This window comes from Gemmatirosa kalamazoonensis (assembly GCF_000522985.1).
GTDB classification, from domain to species: Bacteria; Gemmatimonadota; Gemmatimonadetes; order Gemmatimonadales; family Gemmatimonadaceae; genus Gemmatirosa; species Gemmatirosa kalamazoonensis.
Genome location: NZ_CP007128.1, coordinates 339,249 through 359,909, shown reverse-complemented (window position 1 = coordinate 359,909; position 20,661 = coordinate 339,249). Strand labels below are relative to the sequence as shown.

The window sequence follows — 20,661 nt, the reverse complement described above, 5'->3', positions numbered from 1 at the left end:
CGGCGCTGGTGGCGGCGCGGGCGATACGGCGCTGACGATGGTGCGCTGTGAAGCGCAAACCCCGTCTCACACCGCGGCACTGCGCTGTACCGCGCGGTTCAGCGGTGTGAGCGTCGTCTGCGCCCCATCGCGCCGTATCGCCCGCGCAGTATCGCCCGCGCCGTGCGCGGCGCCCGAACCCCACGAGCCTCATGCCTAACATCCCAGGACTGCGCCGCTTCTTCCGCCTCGCGACGCGGCGCACCGACGTGGCCCGCGACGTCGACGCCGAGCTGGCGTTCCACTTCGAGATGACGGCAGCGGAGCTCGAGCGCCGCGGCCTGTCGCCGCAGGCGGCGCGGGACGAGGCGCGGCGCCGCTTCGGCGACGTCGATGCGCGGCGCGCCGAGCTCCGGCGCATCGACGAACGGCACGACCGCGCACGGCGGTCGACGGAGTGGCTGCAGGGGCTCGCGAGCGACGTGCGACTCGGCGCCCGCACGCTCCGCCGCTCGCCCGGCTTCGCGGCCGTGGTGGTGGTCACGCTCGCGCTGGGCATCGGCGCGAACGCGATGATGTTCGGCATCGTCGACCGGCTGCTGCTGCGGCCGCCCGCGTACCTGCGCGACGCGGGGCGCACGGGACGCATCTTCTTCACCCGCACGCTCGACGGGTCCACGGACACCTACGACAACGTCGGCTACGCGTTCCTGCGGGACATCCGCGAGGGGACGCGCGGCGCCGTGGACGTCGTCGGCGTGTCGACGGGGGAGGGGATCGTCGGCGACGGTGTGTCGGCGCGCACGGCGCACGTGGGCATGGCGTCGGGCGAGCTGTGGTCGCTGTTCGACGCGCGGCCCGCGTTAGGCCGCTTCTTCGGGCCGCAGGACGACCGGCTCCCGGTGGGCGCGCCGGCCGCGGTGCTCGGCTACGAGTACTGGCGGCGCGAGCTCGGCGGCGATCCGTCGGTGCTCGGGCGCCCGCTGCGCGTCGGCGGCGGCACGTTCACCGTCGTCGGCGTCGCGCCGAAGGGCTTCACCGGCGTCGGCCTGCGACTCGTCGACGTGTGGGTGCCGCTCACCGCCGGTTCGGCGAGCTCCATCGGGGCGGAGTTCGCGTCGCGCTACAACATGTCGTGGTTCGAGCTCGTGGCGATGCGCCGCGCCGGCGTGAGCGAGACGCGGGCGAACGCGCTGCTCACGCGCGCCTACGTCGAGAGCCTGCGCCGGCGCATCGCGGTGCAGCCGACCGCCCGCATCGCGCACGTGCCGCTCGCGTCGCTGCAGCCGAAGGCGGCGATGTACTCCGTGCTGCTCGACCGCGGCCCGAAGGCGACGGACGGCGCGCGCGTGGCCGTGTGGGTGGCGGGGGTCGCGCTCATCGTGCTGCTCGTCGCCTGCGCGAACGTCGCGAACCTGCTGCTCGCGCGCGCGGTGGGACGCGAGCGCGAGGTGGCGGTGCGCGTGGCGCTCGGCGTCGGGCGCGCGCGGCTCACGCGGCAGCTGCTCACCGAGGTCGCGCTGCTCGCCGCGCTCGGCGCGGTGGCGGGGCTGCTGCTCGCGCGCGTGGGCGGCGCGTTCGTCACGCGCGTGCTGATCCCCGACATCGCGTTCGGCGACGCGCTCGCCGACGGGCGCACGCTCGCCGTGACGGCGGCGATCGCGATGGCGGCCGGGCTGCTCGCGTCGCTCGCGCCGTCGCTGCGCGCGCTGCGCCCCGACCTCGTCACCCGCCTGCGCGGCGGTGCGCGCGAGGGCGGCGAGCGTCACGGCCGCACGCGCGCGGCGCTCGTGCTCGCGCAGGCCTCGCTGTCGGCGGTCCTGCTCGTCGGCGCGGGGCTGTTCGTGCGATCGCTGCGCAACGCGCACGCCGTCGACTTCGGGTTCGAGCCGGCGCGGGTGCTGTACGCGTCGGTGCAGCTGCGCGGCGAGCGGCTCGACAGCGTGCGCACCGCGACGCTGTACGCGCGCCTGGCCGAGCGCGCCGGCGAGCTGCGCGACGTGGAGACCGTGGGCACGACGTTCGAGCTGCCGTACTACCGCGGGTTCACGACCGACCGCGTGCGCGTGCCGGGGCGCGACTCGGTGACGGGGAACGCGGAGGTGCACGGCAACACCGTGGGGCTCGACTACTTCCGCGCGATGGGCACGCGCGTGCTGCGCGGCCGGGTGTGGGATCCGCGTACCCCGGCCGCGGACACCGACGCGGTGGTGCTCAGCGCGGCGCTCGCGAAGCTCGTGTTCGGGACCGACGACGTGGTGGGCCGGTGCGTGATCGTGGCCGAGAACGACCCCGCACCGTGCCGACCGATCATCGGCGTGGTGGCGGACGTGCGGCGCGGCGATCCGCGGCAGCCCGGCGTGCCGGGGTTCTACGTGCCGCGCCCGGAGGTCCCACGGTGGTTCGACATGAGCGGGCTCGTGATCCGCACGCGGGGCGATGCCGCGCAGCAGATGCTCGCCGTGCAGCGGGCGCTGCAGCCGCTCGCGCCGGGCGCGGCATACGTGAGCGTGCACGCGATGGCGGACCTCGTCGCTCCCGAGCTGCGGCCGTGGATGGTGGGCGCCACGCTGTTCTCCGCGTTCGGCGCGCTCGGCCTGCTCGTCGCCGTGGTGGGCCTCTACAGCGTGCTCGCGTACGACGTCGCACAGCGGCGCCGCGACATCGGCGTGCGGCTCGCGTTAGGCGCGCGGGCCGGCGACGTGCTGCGGCTCGTCGTGCGACGCGGGGTCGCGTTCGCCGCGGTGGGCGTCGCGACCGGCGTGGCGCTCGCGCTCGCGGCAGGGCGCGCGATGGGCGCCCTGTTGTTCGGCGTCTCGCCGCACGACCCGACGACGATCGGCGTCGTGGCCGTGGTGCTCGTCGCCGCGGCGGTCGCGGCGAGCCTCGTGCCCGGCTATCGCGCCGCGCGGATCGACCCGGCGACGAGCCTCAAGGGCGAGTGAGGTAGCCTCGGCCCGTGCCGCGCCGTGTCGGCGGCACGGGGCGTGCCCCGTGTGTTATCCTTCGGGAGGGGCGGGGACGGAGTGGAGCGGTGTGCCACCACTCGGCCGGTCCGCGGAGGCGCCGAGGCATGACGATGCAGCCGATCGAGTCGGGTTCGTCCCACGAACCCGCCGAGCGTTTCGTACGCAGGCGCGACGAGCACGCGCCGGGCCACCGGCACGCCGTGCAGTTCTACGAGCGCGACGACTTCCTCGCGCGGGTGGTGAGCGATTTCGTGAGCGACGGCCTGGCGGCCGGGGAGCCCGCGCTGATCATCGCCACGGCAGCGCACCGCGCGGCGATCACGCGCGCGCTCGCCGCGACCCACGACGTCGACGCGCTGCAGCGCCGCGGCGACCTGCGGCTGCTCGACGCGCAGGCGATGCTCGACACGTTCATGGAGGGCGGCGTCCCCGATCCGGCGCGCTTCCGCGAGGTCGTGGGTGCCGCGATCGCGCGCCTGGCCCACGGACGGCCTCGGGCCGTCGTCCGTGCGTACGGCGAGATGGTAGACGTGCTGTGGGGCGAGGAGAACGTCCACGGCGCGCTGCGGCTCGAGGCGCTGTGGAACGAGCTCGCGTCGACGCACCACTTCACGCTGCTCTGCGCGTACGCCATGGCGCGCTTCGGCGACGCCGCGCAGGCCGAGGCGTTCGCCGAGCTGTGCGCGGCGCACGACCACGTCGTACCGGCCGAGACGTACCCGCACGCCGACGCGACGGCGCGCCAGCGCGAGATCGCGCGCCTGCAGCAGCGTGCCGCCGCGCTGGAAGCGGAGGTGGCGCGCCGCGAGCGGCTCGAGCGCCAGCTCCGTGCGGAGCTGGCGGCGCGCGAGCGGGCCGAGGCCGCCGTGCGGGCGAGCGAGCAGGAGCTGAAGGACTTCCTCGAGAACGCCGCCGAGGGGATCCACTTCGTCGCCGCCGACGGGACGATCCTGTGGGCGAATCGCGCGGAGCTGGAGCTGCTGGGCTGCACGCGCGAGCAGTACCTCGGTCGGTCGATCAACGACTTCCACGCCGACGCGCACGTCATCGCCGACATCCTCGCGCGCCTCCGCCGCGGCGAGACGCTGCACAACCGCGCCGCGCGCCTGCGCCGACCGGACGGCGAGATTCGCCACGTGCTGATCAACTCGAACTGCCTCTGGCGCGACGGCGAGCTGCAGTACACACGCTGCTTCACGCGCGACGTCACCGAGCTGCACGCCGCGGAGACCGAGCGCGAGGCGCTGCTCGCGCGCGCCGAGGCGCTGCGGCGCGAGGCCGAGGGCGCCAGTCAGGCGAAGAGCGCGTTCCTCGCGATGATGAGCCACGAGCTGCGCACGCCGCTGAACGCGATCGGCGGCCACGTGCAGCTCATGGAGCTCGGCATCCACGGGCCGCTCACCGACGCGCAGCGCGACGCGCTGGACCGCGTGCAGCGCAGCCAGCGGCACCTGCTGTCGCTCGTGAATGACGTGTTGAACCTGGCGCGCGTGGAGAGCGGCCGCATCGAGTACGATGCGGAATCGCTCCCGCTCGAGTCGCTGCTCGCCGAGATGCGCGCCATGGTCGAGCCGCTGCTGGAGGGGGGCGCGCTCACGTGCGAGGTCGGCGCGGCGGCCGACGCGACGAACGTGTACGCGGACCGCGAGAAGGTGCAGCAGATCGTGCTGAACCTGCTCACGAACGCCATCAAGTTCACGCCGGCGGGCGGCCGCATCACGCTGGAGTCGGGCGTCGACGGCGACGCGGCCGTCGTGCGCGTGCGCGACACCGGGATCGGCATCCCCGCGAACCGGCTGGAGAGCGTGTTCGAGCCGTTCGTGCAGATCGGGGCGCGCGCGTTCTCGCCGCAGGAGGGCGTCGGGCTCGGGCTCGCGATCAGCCGCAACCTCGCGCGTGGCATGCGTGGCGACCTCACCGTCGAGAGCACGGTCGGCGAGGGGTCGTGCTTCACGCTGCGGCTGCCGCTCGCCTAGCTCCACGTACGAGTTTCTGAAGGACTAAAGAAGGACTGAAGGAGGTCTGAAGAAGGAACCTTTCAAGTGTCCTTCTTCAGTCCTCCTTCAGTCCTTCTTCAGTCCAACGAACACACGTACGTGGAGCCCTGCCGGGCGCCCCGAGTCACGCGTCGCGCATCACCACCAGCGGCTCCACGCGCGCCGCGCGACGCGCGGGAATGACCGTCGCCGCGAGGGCGACGACGGCGAGCACCACCGGCACGGCGAGCAGCACGAGCGGATCGGCCGGCGCGACGCCGAACAGCAGGCCGCGCAGCAGCCGACCGGCGGCGAGCGCGCCGACGAGCCCCGCGACGACGCCGGCCGCGGCGAGCGTGCCGCCCTCGCGCAGCACCATGCCGCGCACGCGGCCGGCCGATGCGCCTAACGCGAGACGCACACCGATCTCGCGCCGGCGGCGCGCGACCCCCGCCGCCACGACGCCGTAGATCCCGACGGCGCCAAGGAGCACGGCGACGAGCGCGAACGCGGCGAGCAGCGTCATGGTGAAGCGCGGACGCGCCGCGGAGTCGGACACGACGTCGTCGAGCGTCGTCACCTCGCCGACCGGCACCGACGGATCCACCGACGCCACCGCGGCGCGCAGCGCGCGGGCGAGCGTCGCCGGATCGGTCGACGCCTGCGCGCGCACGACGAGGCGCATCGGCCGCGCGATCGCCTGGCGCATCGGCACGTAGAGCGACGGCGCGGCCGCCGCGCTCAGGCTGTCGCGGCGCACCGTGCCGACGACGCCGACGATCGTGATCCAGCTCGTCGGATCCCACACGTAACGAACGCGGCGTCCGATCGGATCCTCGCCGGGCCAGAACCGGCGCGCGGCCTCCTCGTCGACGAGCCCGACGCGCGGGGTTCCCTCGCGGTCCGTCGGCGCGAGCGCCCGGCCGCGGAGGAGCGGGATGCCTAACGCCTGCAGGTAGTCGCCGGTGGACCACGTCACCACGGGGAGCGGGGGCTCGACGCCGGGCGGCGTCGGGTGGTCCTCGACGGCCATCGCGGTGAAGTACGCGCCGCCACCGAACGGGAGCCCGTTCGCGAACGCCGCCGCGCGCACGCCCGGCACCGCGCGCACGCGCTCGAGCGCCGCATCGTAGAACGCGCGCACGCGCGCCAGCGTGTCCGACGCGACGATCGGGTTCGGCACCGTCGCGGTGAGCACGCGCTCGGTGCGGAAGCCGAGCTCCACCTGCCGCAGGCGCCAGAAGCTCTTCATCAGGAGCCCCGCCGACGACACGAGGACGACGGCGAGCGCCACCTGGGCGACGACGAGCGCCCGCGGCGCGCTCGCCGCCGCGGCGTGACCGCTCGCCCCGCCGCGCAGCGCCGCCTGCGCGTCCTGCCGCGACGCGCGCAGCGCCGGGAGCAGCCCGAACGCGAGCCCGCTCAGCGTCGCCAGTGCGGCCGTGACGCCGAGCACGCGGAGGTCGATGCCGATCTCCTCGACGCGCGGCACGCCCGGCGGCAGCAGCGCGACGAGCCCGCGCACCGCGAGCGCGGCGAGCGCGAATCCCGCCGCGGCCCCCAACGACGCGACGAGCACGCTCTCCGTGAGCAGTTGCCTCGCGATGCGCCGCCGTCCCGCGCCGAGCGACGCGCGCACCGCGATCTCGCGCGTGCGGCCGGCGGCGCGCTCCGCGTACAGCGTCGCGACGTTCACGCACGCCACGAGCAGCACGAGCGACACGGCGCCGAGCAGGACGAGCAGCGTCGGTCGGGCCGAGCCGACGACCGCGTCGCGCAGCGGCACGACGTCGACGTCGTGTCCCCAGCCGTCGGGCATGCGCACGGGAAACGCGGATCGCGCGCGGTCGAGCAGCACGTTCGCTTCGGCGCGCGCCTGGGCGGGCGTGACGCCGGGCGCGAGGCGGCCGACGAGCGCGAGGTACGTGCCCCACCAGTAGTCCGGCGACGCGCGCGTCGCGGTCGGCACGGACCACAGCTGGACGTCGCCGTTCGGGAAGCGGAAGTCGCGCGGCATGACGCCGAGCACCGTGTGCGCGACGCCGTCGAGCCGGATCGTGCGGCCGACGACGCGCGGGTCGCTCCCGTAGCGCGTGCGCCAGAGCGCGTCGGAGAGCACCACCGCGTGCCCGCGTCCGGGGTCGCGCGCGTCGGGCGCGAACGCGCGGCCCAACGCCGGCCTGACGCCGAGGACGTCGAACGCGTTCGGCGTGACGAGCGAGACGACGAGCCGCGCCGGCTCCCCCTCGTCGGTGACCGAGACCTCGCGCCCCGTCTCCGCGCCGGCGAGCCCGCGGTACGACCGCGACTGCGCGACGAGGAGGTCGTAGATGCCTAACGGCACCTTGCCGGTGGGCCACACGCGCACGAGGCGGCCGGGCGCGGCGTAGGGCAGGGGCTTCAGGAGCACGCCGTCGACGACGCTGAAGATCGCGGCGTTCGCGCCGATGCCCAACGCCAGCGTGAGCACGGCGGAGGCGAGGAACAGCGGCCGGCGGCGGAGCGAGCGCGCGGCGAAGCGCAGGTCCTGGCGCAGCCCGTCCCACCAGTCGCCGAGTCGCACGCGGCGCACGCGCGCACGGTCGATCGCGCGGAGCTCGGCCCGCGCGGCGCGCACGTCGCCGAACTCGCGCGCCGCCTGGTCGCGGGCGGCGTCAGCGCTCGCGCCGGCGGCCGTCAGCTCGCGCACGCGTGCGTCGAGGTGGAAGGCGACCTCGGTCTCGACGTCGTCGTCGATCTGGCGCGGGGACCAGGGGAGGCGGAAGAGGCGGCGCGGGGAGTCGTTAGGCATGGGTGTCGTGCCTGGGAAAGCGGTTCCTTCACGGCCGGTCTGGAAGGGCGGTTCTGGAACGGCGGTTCTGACACGGCGGGAGGGGCGGAGACGGCGGGGCCGCGGGGCCCGTGCAGCGGCAGCCCGCCGCATCAGAACCGCCGTATCAGAACCGCCGTATCAGAACCGCCGTATCAGAACCGCCGTTCCAGAACCGCGTGATCGGTACCGTGGTATCACGTCGTCGCCCCGAGCACCTTGAACACCGCCTCCGCATACCGCGTCCACCGCGCCGTCTCGGTGCCGAGCTGCCGCCGCCCGGCCGCGGTGAGCCGGTAGTACTTCGCCCGGCGGTTGTTCTCCGAGAGCCCCCACTCGGCCACCACCCAGCCGCGCGCCTCGAGTCGATGCAGCGCCACGTACAGCGCGCGATCCTCCACCGTCAGCGCCTCGTCCGACGTCCCCTTGATCCACCGCGCCACGGCGTACCCGTGGCGCGGCCCGAACATCAGCGCCTTCAGCACGAGCACGTCGAGCGTGCCCTGCAGCAGATCGAGGTCGGCGGTCCCCATCGGTTTCCCCGGAAATGTTCCGGGGAACCATGCGCCCCGCTCCCCGCGCCGTCAAGACATCCGACAGCGCGGAGGGACGAACGGATGCGCGCCCCATCGAACGCGGTCCCCGCGTGTACCTTTCGACGTTCGTCCGCGTCTCCCCCCACCGACCGCCATGCGACCCGCCCCCCCCTCGCCGCGCGGCTCCTGCTCGCCGCCGCTCTCGTGGCCACCGCCGCCGACGCCCAGCCCGCCGCCCAGCCGTCCGATGCCGCGCTCCGCGCCCGCGTCGAGCGGCTGCTGAAGTCCACGCCGCTCATCGACGGGCACAACGACCTCCCGTGGGCCATCCGCGAGGCCGGCGACCGGGCAGGGAAGCACGGCACGCTCGACGTCGAGGGCTACGACCTGCGCCAGCACACCACCGGCCAGACGGACTTCGCGCGCATGGCCCAGGGACACCTCGCCGGGCAGTTCTGGTCCGTCTACATCCCCGGCGAGCCGACCGACCCCGCGTACGCGCGCGACGGCGCGGTGACCGACCGGCCCGGGTACGCTGCCGTGCAGCTCGAGCAGATCGACGTCGCGCGGCGCATCATCGCGCGCTACCCGGACAAGATGGTGCTCGCGACGAAGGCGGCCGACGTCATGCCCGCGTTCCGCGCCGGCAAGATCCCGTCGTTCCTCGGTATGGAGGGCGGGCACGCGATCGACAACTCGCTCTCGCTCCTCCGCACGTACTACGACCTCGGCGTGCGCTACATGACGCTCACGCACAACGTGACGCTCGACTGGGCGGACGCGGCGCTCGACACCGCGAAGCACGGCGGGCTCACGCCGTTCGGCCGCGAGGTCGTGCGCGAGATGAATCGCCTCGGCATGCTCGTCGACCTCTCGCACACGTCGCCGGGAACGATGAGCTCCGCGCTTGACGTCACGGAGGCGCCGGTCATCTTCTCGCACTCCTCCGCGCGCGCGATCGCCGACCACCCGCGCGACGTCCCCGACTCCATCCTCGCGCGGCTGCCGAAGAACGGCGGCGTGGTGATGGTGACGTTCGTCCCGAGCTTCATCTCGCAGGCCGTCTACGACTGGCAGAAGACGCGCGAGGCGGCGGTCGCCGACGCGCGCCGGCGGGCGAACGGCGACACGGCGGCGGCGCGCGCCGCGGTGCGTGAGTGGGAAGCCTCGCACCCGGAGCCGAAGACGACGGTGAAGGACGTCGCCGACCACGTCGAGCACGTGCGCAAGGTCGCGGGCATCGACCACGTGGGGCTCGGCGGCGACTACGACGGCAACTCCGACTGGCCCGAAGGGATGACCGACGTGACGTCGTATCCGATGCTGTTCGTCGAGCTCGCTCGCCGTGGCTGGTCCGACGCCGACCTCGCGAAGCTCGCGAGCGGCAACGTGCTCCGCGCGCTGCGCGAGGCAGAGGCCGTCTCGGCGCGGCTGCGCCGGTCGCGCCCCGCATCGGCCGCCACGATCCGCGAGCTCGATCGGCCTAACGTGACGCACCCGTAACCGTTACGACGCCAGCGATCGCTCGTCTCTCACCGGTCGCGTCTCCCCCGCCCGACGCGACCCCGCCCCTTCCGCGCCCTCCGATGTCGATCTCCGGTTCGCTCCTGATCGAGTCGCGTCGCGTCGCCGTACCGGGCCTCGCGCCCGTGACCGAGGCCGATGACGTGCGGATGCTCCGCGAGCTGCTCGACGCCAGCACCGATCTCGTCTGCGCCGCCACCCCCGACGGGCGGCTGACGTTCGTGAACCGCGCCTGGCAGCGCACGCTCGGGTACACGGCCGACGAGGCCGCGTCGCTGTCGGCGCCCGATCTCGTCGCCCCGGAGGACCGCGGGCGCTACATGGACGTCGGGCGGCGCCTCGTGACCGGCGAGACGATCGAGGAGTTCGAGGCGGTGCTCGTGGCGAAGGACGGTCACCGCGTCGTCTGCCGCGGCCGCGCCGTCCCGATCATGGTCGACGATCCCGCGATGCCGGGCCGCCGGATCTGCGTCGGCACGCGCGCCGCCTACCGCGACGTCACGGCCGACCGCCGCGCCGAGGCGATGCGCGCGCGACTCGCGAAGACGATGGAGGCGACCCCCGACTTCGTCGGGATGAGCTCCCACGACGGCCGCATCCTGTTCCTGAACGACGCCGGTCGCCGACTCGTCGGCATCGCGCCGAGCGACGATCTGTCGACGATTCTCGCGCCGCATCTCCATCCGCCGGAGACCATCGCGCTGCTGCTGCGCGAGGCGTTCCCGGCCGTGGAGCGCGGCGAGACGTGGACGGGCGAGGGCGAGCTGCTCTCGTTGACCGGCGAGCGCATCCCGGTGTCGATGGTGATCGTGCCGCATCCCGGCATCGGCGGCACCGACGAGGTGCCACGCTTCACCGCGGTCATGCGCGATCTGCGCGAGCGCAAGCGCGCCGAGGCGGAGCTGGCCGCGCGCGAGCGCGAGCTGCGGACGCTGCTCGGCGCGCTCGCCGACGTCGTCCTCGTGCTCGACGCCGAGGGCACGTACCTGCGCGCCGTGCCGGCGTGCTACGAGCTGTACATCGCGCCGCCCGAGACGCTCATCGGCCGTAAGGTGCACGACGTGCTGCCGCGCGACGTCGCCGAGGCGGTGCTCGGCGTGGTGCACGCCGCGCTCGTCTCCGGTGCGCCGGCGACGCTGGAGTACGCGCTCGACGTGCCCCGCGGCCGTACGTGGTTCGCCGCCACGTGCTCGCCCCTCGGCGACGGCACCGTGCTCTGGGTGGCGCGCGACATCACGGCGCGGCGCGAGGCGGAGGAGCAGCTGCGCCAGGCGCAGAAGATGGAGGCGCTCGGTCAGTTCGCCGGCTCGATGGCGCACGACTTCAACAACTTCCTCATGGTGATCCGCGGCAACGCGGACGCCGTGCTGGCCGATCTGCCCGCCGACGACGCGGCGCGCGAGGCGTTAGGCGACATCGTCGCCGCGGCCGATCGCGCGGAGGGCCTGACGCGGCAGATCCTCGCGTTCAGCCGCCGGCAGGTGCTGCGTCCGGCGCGCGTGGAGCTGAGCGCCGCCGTGCCGGCGATCCAGCGGCTGCTCGAGCAGGCGGTGGGCCCGCAGGTGCGTCTGGAGATCCGGCTCTGCCCCGACGCCGGCGGCATCCGCGCCGACGCGACGCAGCTCTCGCAGCTGCTCATCAACCTCGCCGTGAACGCGCGCGACGCGATGCCCGACGGCGGCACGCTGACGATCGAGACGACGGCCGTGACGCTCACGCGGGGCACGCCGCACGTCCACGGCGTGGTGCCACCGGGCACGTACAGCATGCTGACGGTGCGCGACACGGGGGTCGGCATGAGCGAGGCGACGCTCGCGCGCATCTTCGAGCCGTTCTTCACGACGAAGCCGCGCGGACGCGGCACGGGCCTCGGCCTGGCGACGGTCTACGGCATCGTGCAGCAGTCGGGGGGCCACCTCACCGTGGCGTCGCGCCCCGGCGAGGGGACGACGTTCGTGATCTACTTCCCGCAGCTCGCGCCCGAGCCGGCGCCACCCGCCGATCCCGCCGGCGCGCCGACCACGGCCGGGGGCCATCGCGTGCTCGTGGTCGACGACGAGCCGGCGGTGCGGCGCATCACCCAGCGCATCCTGAAGCAGGGCGGCTTCGCGGTGACGACCGCCGACGGCGCCGAGTCCGCGCTCGCGCTGCTCGCCACCGACGCGACGCGCGGTACGCTGCCGCACGTCGTGCTCACCGACGTCCAGATGCCGGGCCTCGGCGGCCGCGAGCTCGGCGACCGCATCGCGGCGCGCTTCCCCGACCTGCCGGTGCTCTACATGTCGGGCTACACGACCGACGACCTGCTCTCACAGCACCTCGTGCGCGACGGCCAGCACATCATCGTGAAGCCGTTCACGGCGGAGACGCTGGTGGCCGCCGTGAAAGAGGCGGCACTCCGCACTCACGTCCCTCCGTACCACTCGTAGCCCGCGTCCGTCCAGTAGCCGCCGTTGCGCTGGGCCATGAACACGACGCGCGTCAGGTACTTCGTGTTCTTGTAACCGAGCTTGATCGGCGAGTGCACGCGCGCCGGCGCGCCGTAGGCCGGGGAGAGGAACTGCCCGTCCTTCGCGTAGACGACGAGCGTCTGCGGATGGGTCGCGCTCTCGACGTCCCAGCTCTCGTGGTACGGCGTGTCGCCGTCGACGTCGAAGCTCTGGAAGTCGACGTACTGCGCGTTGGGCAGCGCACCGGCGAGCCGCGCGAGCTCGCGCAGCCGCACGCCCCAGAACGTCGCCACCGCGTTCCATCCTTCCACGCAGTAGTGGTTCACGCGCTGCTGCGTCTGCGGCAGCGCGACGAGCTGCTCGAGCGACAGGCGGAGCGGCGTGCGCACGAGCCCCGACACCTCGAGCGCCCACGGGCCGCGTGCCGCCGCGTCCCACGTCGGCACGGCGCGCGCGACGTGGTACGACGGGAACGCCATCCCGGCGGCGTGCGCGCCGCGGCGGGCGTGGTCCATCGCGGTGTGGCGCAGCAGCCACCGCTCCACGCCCTCGTTCTTTCGCTCGGCGAAGCGCAGCAGCCGCTGCGCGGCGCGCGGGCCCTGCGAGTCGCACGCGGCGAGCGCCGCGCCGGCGAGCGCCGCGGCGAGCGACGTGCCGCGCGCGAGGAACGCGCGGCGGTCGAGCGAGGCCTCGGTCTCCAGACGGTGCGCCGCGCGGTCGACGAGCTGCGCGGCGAGGATGCGCAGGTCGCGGCTCACGATGCCTTCTCCATGTCGGGCGCCGGGCGCGTGCCCGCCCACTTCGGCAGCAGGTGGTGGAACGGCCGCGCGTTGCGCGACTCCGGCGACAGCCGCTCGTCGTAGCCGCCCGTCGTCATCGACCGCAGCGCGTACGGGTCCACCGCGAGCACCATGAAGACGTGCCCCACCGCGAGCAGCGCGACGAGCACCATGCCGACGAAGTGCCAGTAGCGCGCCCACACGTAGCCGCCGAACAGGCTCGTGAGCCAGCCTAACGACACCGGCTTCCAGATCGCGAGCCCGGAGAGCACGACGAGCGCGGTGACGACGGGCAGCGTGAAGTACGTGAGCTTCTGCAGCGTGTTGTGCTTCCCCTGCCGCGGGTGGTCGCGGCGCAGGCCGAGGTAGAAGCGGATCATCTCCACCGCGCGCCGGCCGTCGCCGCGCCGCGGCACGAGGTCGCGCCAGTCGCCGTGCAGGAAGTTGAAGATCACGTACGTGACGCCCGCGGCGACGAGCAGCCACATCGCCGCGAAGTGCCAGTGCCGCGCGCCCGCCAGCCAGCCGCCGAACGTGAGCCACTTCGGGATGGGGTGCCCCTCGAACGGGTAGCAGCAGAACGTCTGCCCCTTGCGGTGGAACGCGGGATACGCGTTGAAGATGCGCAGCCCGGACGTGATCATGAGGCCGACCGCGAGCGCGGCGGCCCAGTGCGTGACTCTGACGACCCAGTGGTGGCGGACCCGCGTCTCAGGCATGGCGGCTTCCTCGGAGGCGACGCTGCCTGAATGCCGGGCAGGCGAGAATGGTTCCCAGAAGGCTCACGCGGAGCCGCGGAGCACGCGGAGAACGGGTCCTTTGAATTGAACCGCAGAGGACGCAGAGGGCCGCAGAGGACTGCCTCTTCGAACAGCAAGCGATCTGGGGATGAAAGGATCCTGAGGGATCCTGGGATCCTTTCATCCCCAGGTCTTTGCTGTTGACGTTCTCTGCGGCCCTCTGCGTCCTCTGCGGTTCAATGCCGTTCCACGGCTCCGCGTGCCACTCAGTAGTCGACGCCCTCCACGCGCAGCGGCACGACCGGGAACTCCGCCCGGTACCGGTCGACGACCGCGCGGTCGACCTCTCCCACCACGACCGTCTCGTCGGAGTCGCCCGCGTCGACGAGCACCTCGCCGTTCGGCGCGACGAGGCACGAGCCGCCGCAGAACACGGCGCCGTCGGCGGCCGGGCCGACGCGGTTGCAGAGCGCGAGGTAGGCCTGGTTCTCGGCGGCACGTGCGCGCGCGAACAGTCGCAGCGCCTCGCCGCGCGGATGCGGCCACTCCGACGACACCACGAACAGCTGCGCACCGTCGACGGCGTCGCGGCGGTACTGCTCGGGGAAGCGCAGGTCGAAGCAGATGCTGAGCGCCGAGTCGATCGCGCGCGCGCCGTCGCCGATGCATGCGCGCACGCGCTGCGCGCCGCCGGTCAGATGCTTCGGCTCGTCCATCGCCGCGAACAGGTGCGCCTTGTCGTAGCACACGGGCGCACGTCCGTCGGGCTGCGCGAGCCACAGCCGGTTCGCGAGCGCGCCGCTCGCCGTCTCGGTGATCACGCTGCCGCCCACCCACGCGTTTCGAGCGTCGGCGAGGCGCTGCATCGCGGCCACCGCGGCCGGCGTGTGCCGACGCGCGACGTCGCGCCACGTACCGTGCGCGTAGCCGGTCGTCCACAGCTCGGGCAGCAGGTACAGGTCGGCCGGCCCTGCGTCGCCGACGAGCGATTCGGCGCGCGCGACGTTGCGCTCCGGCGCGCCGTCCGCCACCGCCATCTGCACGAGCGCGATGCGCAGCGTGGTCTCGCTCATCTCTCCCCCGTCACGTCGTTAGGCGCTCGGCGCGCACGATCATCTCGGGCGCGCCGTCGGTGAGCGGCGACCGGTCGAAGTCGCCGAGGATCTCGCGCACGGCGAAGCCCGTGCGGGCGAGCAGGTGGACCAGCTCCGCGCGGACGTACCAGCGCATGTCGAACGCCTGCACGACCCGCCGCGGCGGGTCGCCGGGCGCGCCCACGTAGTATATCAGCTCCGTCTCGCTCACCTGCTCGGTCCACCGGACGCGCGGGATGCGCACCGTGCGCCGCAGGACGCGGCCGTCGGGGAGCGTCACCGTCGTGTCCTCCTGCTCGGCGGCGCGGTCCCGCGTCAGCGCGGCGAAGCTCGGGTTGAAGACGTCGAGCACGAGCCGGCCGCCCGGCACGACGTGACGCGCCACGCTCGCCAGGCACCGGAGCTGGTCGTCGACGCCGACGAGATGCTGCAGGATGCGGAACGGCGCGATGGCGAGCGCGAACGTGGTGCCTAACGAGAAGTCCCGCGCGTCGGCGCGGTGGAGCGTGACGCGCTCGCGGACCGCGCCGGGCTCCGCGTCGAGCTTCGTCCGGCAGCGCGCGAGCATCCCCTCCGACGCGTCGAGCCCCGCGACGGCGACGCCGGCGCGCGCGATCGGCAGTGTGATGCGGCCGGTGCCGCAGCCGAGCTCCAGCACCGGCCCACCGCCGCGCGTCGCCTCCTCGACGTAGAACGCGACGTCGCGTCGCGCACCGTATGCGGGGACGGCGTCGTAGAGGGCTCCGACCTCCGGGACGACGTCGTAGGCCCCGCCCGCGGTCATCCCGCCGTCGCCGCGACCGCCCCGCGGTCGGCGCTCGGCTTCAGCGGACGCTCGCCGGTGAGCAGCGCGCGCAGCACCGCCGATCCCTCGCGCACCATCGTCGTGTCACACGAGTACGCGAAGCGGATCGCGTCCTTCGCGTGCTCGCCGAACGCCTCGCCCGGTGCCGAGCCGACGCCTAACGACGCGAGCGTGTCGGACAGCTCGTTCGCGTCGCCGACGCCGAGCCGGCGGTACACCGACGGGTCGAGCGCGACCCAGAGGTAGAACGCGCCCTGCGGTGTGAACGGGCGCACGCCGTCGATGCCCTTGAGCGCGCCCAGCAGGATGTCGCGCCGCACGAGATACTCGGCGCGCATCGCCTCCAGATGGTCGCGCGGACCCTCGAGCGCGGCGGTGGCGGCCCACTGCGCGACGGAGTTCACGCCGTTGATCGAGCAGCGGAGCACCTTCGGCAGCCGCTCCTGCAGCTGCGCGCTCGGCGTCGCGACGTAGCCGACGCGCAGGCCGCTCATGGCGTGGCTCTTCGAGAACGAGAACACGCTCACCACGCGCTCGGCGAGGTCGCGCGACACCGTGCGCGCGACGGCGGCGGCGGAGTGGTGCGCGTTCGGCGGATAGATGACGTCCTCGTACGCCTCGTCGCTCACGACCCACAGCCCCTTGCGGTCGGCGATCTCGAGGATCGCGCGCAGCCGCTCGCGATCGAGCACCGCGCCCGTCGGATTGTGCGGCGTGTTCACGAAGATCGCCTTCGTGCGCTGCGTCACGTGGCGCGCGACGGCGTCGGGATCGTACACGTAGCCGTCGCCCTCGTGCAGCGGCACGCCGACCGCGTAGCCGCCGGCGAGGCGCACGTGCTCCGCGACCTCGGTCCACATCGGATCCGGCAGGATCACCTCGTCGCCCGGATCGAGCAGCGCCTCGAACGTGACGAACAGCCCGTGCATCGCGCCGTTGGTCACGAACACCGCGTCGTCGCTCGCGAGCGGGATGTCGTTCACGCGCTCGAGCTTCCGACGGATCGCCGCGCGCAGCGCGGGGATGCCGGAGGTGGCGACGTAGTGCGTCTGCCCGCGCGCCGCGGCGTCGTTCAGCGCGGCGAGGATGTGCGGCGCGACGGAGAAGCTCGGGTCGCCGGACTCGAAGCGGTACACCTTCGCGCCGGCGGCCTGCGCGTCGAGCAGACGTTCGCGGATCTGGACGATCTTGCCGAGCGAGATGTGGTCGAGGACGTGGGAAGGCATCGTGTGGTGGGCCTGGGGACACGGTGGATGACGATCCTCGTCTCGCACGCTGTCCGATCCCGTCCACGAATGCAATGCGCCACGCAATAGTTGTTTTCGTGTACGAAGTCCGGCCGGCGCGCGCCTTGCCCAACCGACGGGTATGACTTCCACGTTGCCCACCACTCCGACCGCTGCAGCGAGCGGCACCTTCGCCCTCGGCGGCGACCTCCCGATCCACCGCCTCGGCTACGGCGCGATGCAGATCACCGGGCCCGGCATCTGGGGGATGCCGGCCGATCCGGAGGAATGCCTGCGCGTGCTGCGCCGCCTTCCCGAGCTCGGCGTCAACTTCATCGACACGGCGAACTCGTACGGCCCGCACGTGAGCGAGATGCTTATCGCCGACGCGCTGCACCCGTATCCCGAGGGGCTCGTCATCGCCACGAAGGCGGGGCTCGAGCGGCCGGGACCGGGGAGGTGGACGCCGAAGGGCGATCCGGCGTACCTGCGCGCGGAGTGCGAGGGGAGTCTCTCGCGTCTCAAGGTCGAGCGCATCGATCTGTTCCAGCTCCATCGCGTGGACAAGGACGTCCCCGCCGACGAGCAGTTCGGGCTGCTCGCGGAGCTCGTGCAGGAGGGGAAGGTGCGCCACGTCGGCCTGAGCGAGGTGACGGTGGAGCAGATCGAGGCGGCGCGCCGCGTGGTGCCGATCGCCACGGTGCAGAACCGCTACAACCTCGCCGAGCGGCAGTCGGAGGACGTGCTCGAGTACTGCCAGCGCGAGGGGATCGGGTTCATCCCGTGGTACCCGCTGCTCACCGGCAAGCTCGCGCAGCCCGGCAGCACGCTGGCGCGCGCCGCCGAACGGTTAGGCGCGACGCCGGCGCAGGTCGCGCTCGCGTGGCTGCTGAAGCGCTCGCCGGTGATGCTGCCGATCCCCGGCACGTCGAAGGTCGCGCACCTCGACGAGAACGTCGCCGCGGCGTCGCTGCAGTTGTCGGCCGACGAGGTCGAGGCGCTCTCGCGCGAGGTGGGCGCGGCGTGACTCGTTTCGTCTCACGCGGAGCCGCGGAGCACGCGGAGAGCTGTCTTTGCCGTGCGATCGAACCGCAGAGGGCGCAGAGGGCCGCAGAGGAAACCAACAGCAAGTGGTGCTCCTCTGCGATCCTCTGCGTCCTCTGCGGTTCGATTCGAAGCGGCAGTTCTCCGCGCCCTCCGCGGCTCCGCGTGAGCATGCTCGTGCTCCTGCTCGCGCTCGCGGCCGTGCCGAGCGCCCGCGCCGCGGCCGACGTCACGACGTCGACGATGGCGACGGTGCGCGTGAACGGCATCGAGCGCCGCTACCGGCTGCACGTGCCGCGCGGGGCGCCTAACGAGCCGCTGCCGCTCGTCGTCGCGTTCCATGCCGCGGGGTCGAGCGCGGAGCGGCAGGAGCGGGCGAGCGGGCTCTCCGCGCTCGCCGACCGCGAGGGATTCGTCGTCGTGTACCCCGAGGGGCGCGCACGGCACTGGCGGGCCGACGACGGCGACGAGCGGTTCGTGCGCGCGGTCGTCGCCGAGGTCGAGCGGCGCGTGCGCATCGACCCGCGGCGCGTGTACGCGACCGGCGTGTCGAACGGCGCGACGATGGCCGAGCGTGCGGGGTGCGCGATGAGCGACCTGTTCGCCGCGATCGCGACCGTCGCCGGCGTCTACCGCGTCGACGCGACGTGCGCGGCGTCGCAGCCGGTGCCGGTGCTCGCGATCCACGGCGCGCGCGACCGGCTCGCGCCGGTGTCGGCGGCGGAGGGCTGGGTGGCCTCGTGGACCGCGCGCAATGGCTGCGCGCCGTCGCCGGCGGCGGTGCAGGGGCCGGGCGTGACGACGCGCGCGTGGGGCGGCTGCGCGGCCGGCGCCGACGTCGTGCTCGACGTGCTGTGGACCGTCGGCCACGGCTGGCCCGGCGACCCGTCCGACCCCGCCGTGCGCGCCTCGCCGCTCGACGCGACGGGCGCGATCTGGGCGTTCTTCGAGGGGCATCCGATGCGGGAGTGACGAGCGCGCATTGCGGACGGCGCGATCGCGTGTTGCGTAGTGGGTGTAGTGCATCCGAGCTCTCGACGACACCCGCCATGTCCCTGCCGCGCCGCGCCGCCACGATCGCGCTCCTCGCGCTTCACTCGCTCGCCGCTTGCGCGCACCCCCGCGCGCCCGCTCCTGTCACCGCGACGTCGCCGGACATCACCGAGGCCGATCTGCGGCGCCGCCTCTTCCTGATCGCCGACGACTCGCTGATGGGCCGCGAGACGGGCAGCGCGGGCGCGTACCAGGCCGCCGAGTACATCGCCGCGGAGTTCCGTCGGCTCGGGCTCGAGCCCGCCGGGGAGAACGGCACGTACTTCCAGACCGTCCCGTTCTGGCGCGCCGCGATCGACGCCACGTCGCGACTCGATGCTGGCGGCGTCGCGCTGACGTTAGGCCGCGACTTCGTGCCGGCGAGCATCGGCGCGGCGCCGCGCGTGCTCGACGGCGCGCCGGTCGTCTACGGCGGACCGGCGAACGATCCCGCGCGCTGGATCTCGGCCGAGCAGGCCGCGGGCAAGGTCGTCGTGCTCGACCTGCCGCCGGGCGTGTCGATGCGCGGCCTCGCATTCATGACCGCGAACTGGCGCGACGCGCGGGCCGTGGCGCTCGTCGCGCTGGAGCAGATCGGCGCCGAGACGATCGCCCGGCTGCGCGAGGGGCGCCCCGTGGCCGACACCGCGCGCAACCCGCGCGTGGTCCCCGTGCTCTGGATCTCGCGCGCCGCGGCGGGAGCGATGTTAGGCACCTCGGCGCCCTCGGCGCCGGGCGCATCCGGGCGCGCCCTCAGCGGCCACTTCGACATCGCGCGCACGCCCGTCGCGTTCCCGGCGCGCAACGTCGTCGCGGTGCTGCGCGGGCGCGACCCGTCGCTGCGCGGGGAGTACGTGTCGCTCACCGCGCACAACGACCACGTGGGGTTCGACCACAGCCCCGTCGACCACGACTCGCTGCGCGCGTTCAACACCGTGGTGCGACCGATGGGCGCCGACTCGCCGCCGCGCGAGCCGACGGCCGAGGAGTGGCGGCGCATCCACACGATCCTCGACAGCCTGCGTCGCGCGAACCGTGCGCGCCCCGACTCGATCCGCAACGGCGCCGACGACGACGGCTCCGGCACCGTGTCGATCCTCGAGATCGCCGAGCGCATGGCCCGCGGCACGCCGGAGCAGCGGCCGCGGCGGTCGATCCTGTTCGTGAGCCACACCGGCGAGGAGGCCGGTCTGCTCGGCTCGCGCTGGTTCGCCGATCATCCGACGGTGCCGCGCGACTCCATCGTGGCCGAGATCGACCAGGACATGGTGGGGCGGGGCACGGTGCACGACTTCCCGCGCGGCGGCACCGGCGCCGGCGGCGACGCGTACCTCGAGGTGGTCGGCGCGAAGCGGCTGTCGCGCGCGTTCGGCGAGATGGTGGAGGCGGCGAACGCGCGCCAGCCGATCCCGTTCGTGTTCGACTACACCTACGATCAGCCGGGGCATCCGCTGCAGTACTACTGCCGGGCGGACCACTACAGCTACGCGCGCTATGGCATCCCGTCGCTCGCGATGTCGCGCGGCGAGCACCAGGACTATCACCAGGTGACCGACGAGGCGCAGTACATCAGCTATCGCGACCTCGCCCGGGTGTCGCGCCTCGTGTACGACGCGGCGGGCTCCATCGCGAACGCCGACGCGCGCCCGCCGCTCGATGCGCCGAAGCCGGACCCGAATGCGCCGTGTCGGCAGTGAA

Annotated in this window: 14 protein-coding genes; 7 read left to right on the top strand and 7 right to left on the bottom strand. The window is 73.6% G+C overall.

Annotation, left to right across the window (positions count from 1 at the left end):
• Positions 1 to 191: 191 nt before the first annotated feature.
• Together J421_RS01675 and J421_RS01670 are read left to right on the top strand one after the other, a co-directional pair.
• On the top strand, positions 192 to 2,924 hold the full coding sequence (locus tag J421_RS01675) for an ADOP family duplicated permease (protein ID WP_025409426.1): 2,733 nt from the start codon (positions 192 to 194) through the stop codon (positions 2,922 to 2,924).
• Positions 2,925 to 3,052: 128 nt separating this feature from the next.
• On the top strand, positions 3,053 to 4,924 hold the full coding sequence (locus J421_RS01670) for an MEDS domain-containing protein (protein ID WP_025409425.1): 1,872 nt from the start codon (positions 3,053 to 3,055) through the stop codon (positions 4,922 to 4,924).
• A 145-nt stretch (positions 4,925 to 5,069) separates the two neighbouring features.
• Here the strand turns inward: J421_RS01670 and J421_RS01665 are convergent, their stop codons facing one another.
• Together J421_RS01665 and J421_RS01660 are read right to left on the bottom strand one after the other, a co-directional pair.
• Positions 5,070 to 7,715, bottom strand: a complete 2,646-nt coding sequence (locus J421_RS01665) for an ABC transporter permease (RefSeq protein WP_025409424.1) — start codon at positions 7,713 to 7,715, stop codon at positions 5,070 to 5,072.
• A gap of 215 nt (positions 7,716 to 7,930) precedes the next feature.
• The gene (locus J421_RS01660; protein ID WP_025409423.1) at positions 7,931 to 8,266 is read right to left on the bottom strand and encodes a PadR family transcriptional regulator; all 336 of its coding nucleotides are present in this window, start codon (positions 8,264 to 8,266) and stop codon (positions 7,931 to 7,933) included.
• A gap of 207 nt (positions 8,267 to 8,473) precedes the next feature.
• On the opposite strand from J421_RS01660, the gene J421_RS01655 reads away from it, so the two are divergent.
• A complete protein-coding gene (locus tag J421_RS01655; RefSeq protein ID WP_025409422.1) occupies positions 8,474 to 9,772 on the top strand; it encodes a dipeptidase in 1,299 nt (432 codons plus the stop codon).
• Between the two features lie 83 nt (positions 9,773 to 9,855).
• A complete protein-coding gene (locus J421_RS01650; protein ID WP_025409421.1) occupies positions 9,856 to 12,222 on the top strand; it encodes a hybrid sensor histidine kinase/response regulator in 2,367 nt (788 codons plus the stop codon).
• On the opposite strand, the gene J421_RS01645 is transcribed toward J421_RS01650, so the two are convergent.
• The 5 genes from J421_RS01645 to J421_RS01625 all read right to left on the bottom strand — a co-directional run bounded on the left by J421_RS01645 (position 12,198) and on the right by J421_RS01625 (position 16,887).
• Positions 12,198 to 13,001 (bottom strand): molybdopterin-dependent oxidoreductase, encoded by an 804-nt coding sequence (locus J421_RS01645; RefSeq protein ID WP_025409420.1) that lies wholly within the window; start codon positions 12,999 to 13,001, stop codon positions 12,198 to 12,200. The genes J421_RS01650 and J421_RS01645 overlap by 25 nt on opposite strands.
• Entirely contained in the window at positions 12,998 to 13,741 is a 744-nt protein-coding gene (locus J421_RS01640) for a cytochrome b/b6 domain-containing protein (RefSeq protein WP_025409419.1), read from the bottom strand. Before J421_RS01640 ends, J421_RS01645 begins: the two co-directional genes overlap by 4 nt.
• A gap of 287 nt (positions 13,742 to 14,028) precedes the next feature.
• Positions 14,029 to 14,835 carry a nitrilase-related carbon-nitrogen hydrolase gene (locus J421_RS01635; protein ID WP_025409418.1) on the bottom strand — a complete coding sequence of 269 codons (807 nt, stop codon included), beginning with the start codon at positions 14,833 to 14,835 and terminating at the stop codon, positions 14,029 to 14,031.
• Positions 14,836 to 14,845: 10 nt separating this feature from the next.
• A complete protein-coding gene (locus J421_RS01630; RefSeq protein WP_025409417.1) occupies positions 14,846 to 15,640 on the bottom strand; it encodes a class I SAM-dependent methyltransferase in 795 nt (264 codons plus the stop codon).
• Entirely contained in the window at positions 15,637 to 16,887 is a 1,251-nt protein-coding gene (locus tag J421_RS01625) for a pyridoxal phosphate-dependent aminotransferase (protein ID WP_025409416.1), read from the bottom strand. Before J421_RS01625 ends, J421_RS01630 begins: the two co-directional genes overlap by 4 nt.
• A gap of 142 nt (positions 16,888 to 17,029) precedes the next feature.
• On the opposite strand from J421_RS01625, the gene J421_RS01620 reads away from it, so the two are divergent.
• From J421_RS01620 to J421_RS01610, 3 genes are all read left to right on the top strand, one after another.
• Entirely contained in the window at positions 17,030 to 17,914 is an 885-nt protein-coding gene (locus J421_RS01620) for an aldo/keto reductase (RefSeq protein WP_025409415.1), read from the top strand.
• Positions 17,915 to 18,102: 188 nt separating this feature from the next.
• A complete protein-coding gene (locus tag J421_RS01615; protein ID WP_236646334.1) occupies positions 18,103 to 18,903 on the top strand; it encodes an extracellular catalytic domain type 1 short-chain-length polyhydroxyalkanoate depolymerase in 801 nt (266 codons plus the stop codon).
• 77 nt (positions 18,904 to 18,980) lie between these two features.
• The gene (locus J421_RS01610) at positions 18,981 to 20,660 is read left to right on the top strand and encodes a M28 family metallopeptidase (RefSeq protein WP_025409413.1); all 1,680 of its coding nucleotides are present in this window, start codon (positions 18,981 to 18,983) and stop codon (positions 20,658 to 20,660) included.
• Position 20,661 lies beyond the last annotated feature (1 nt).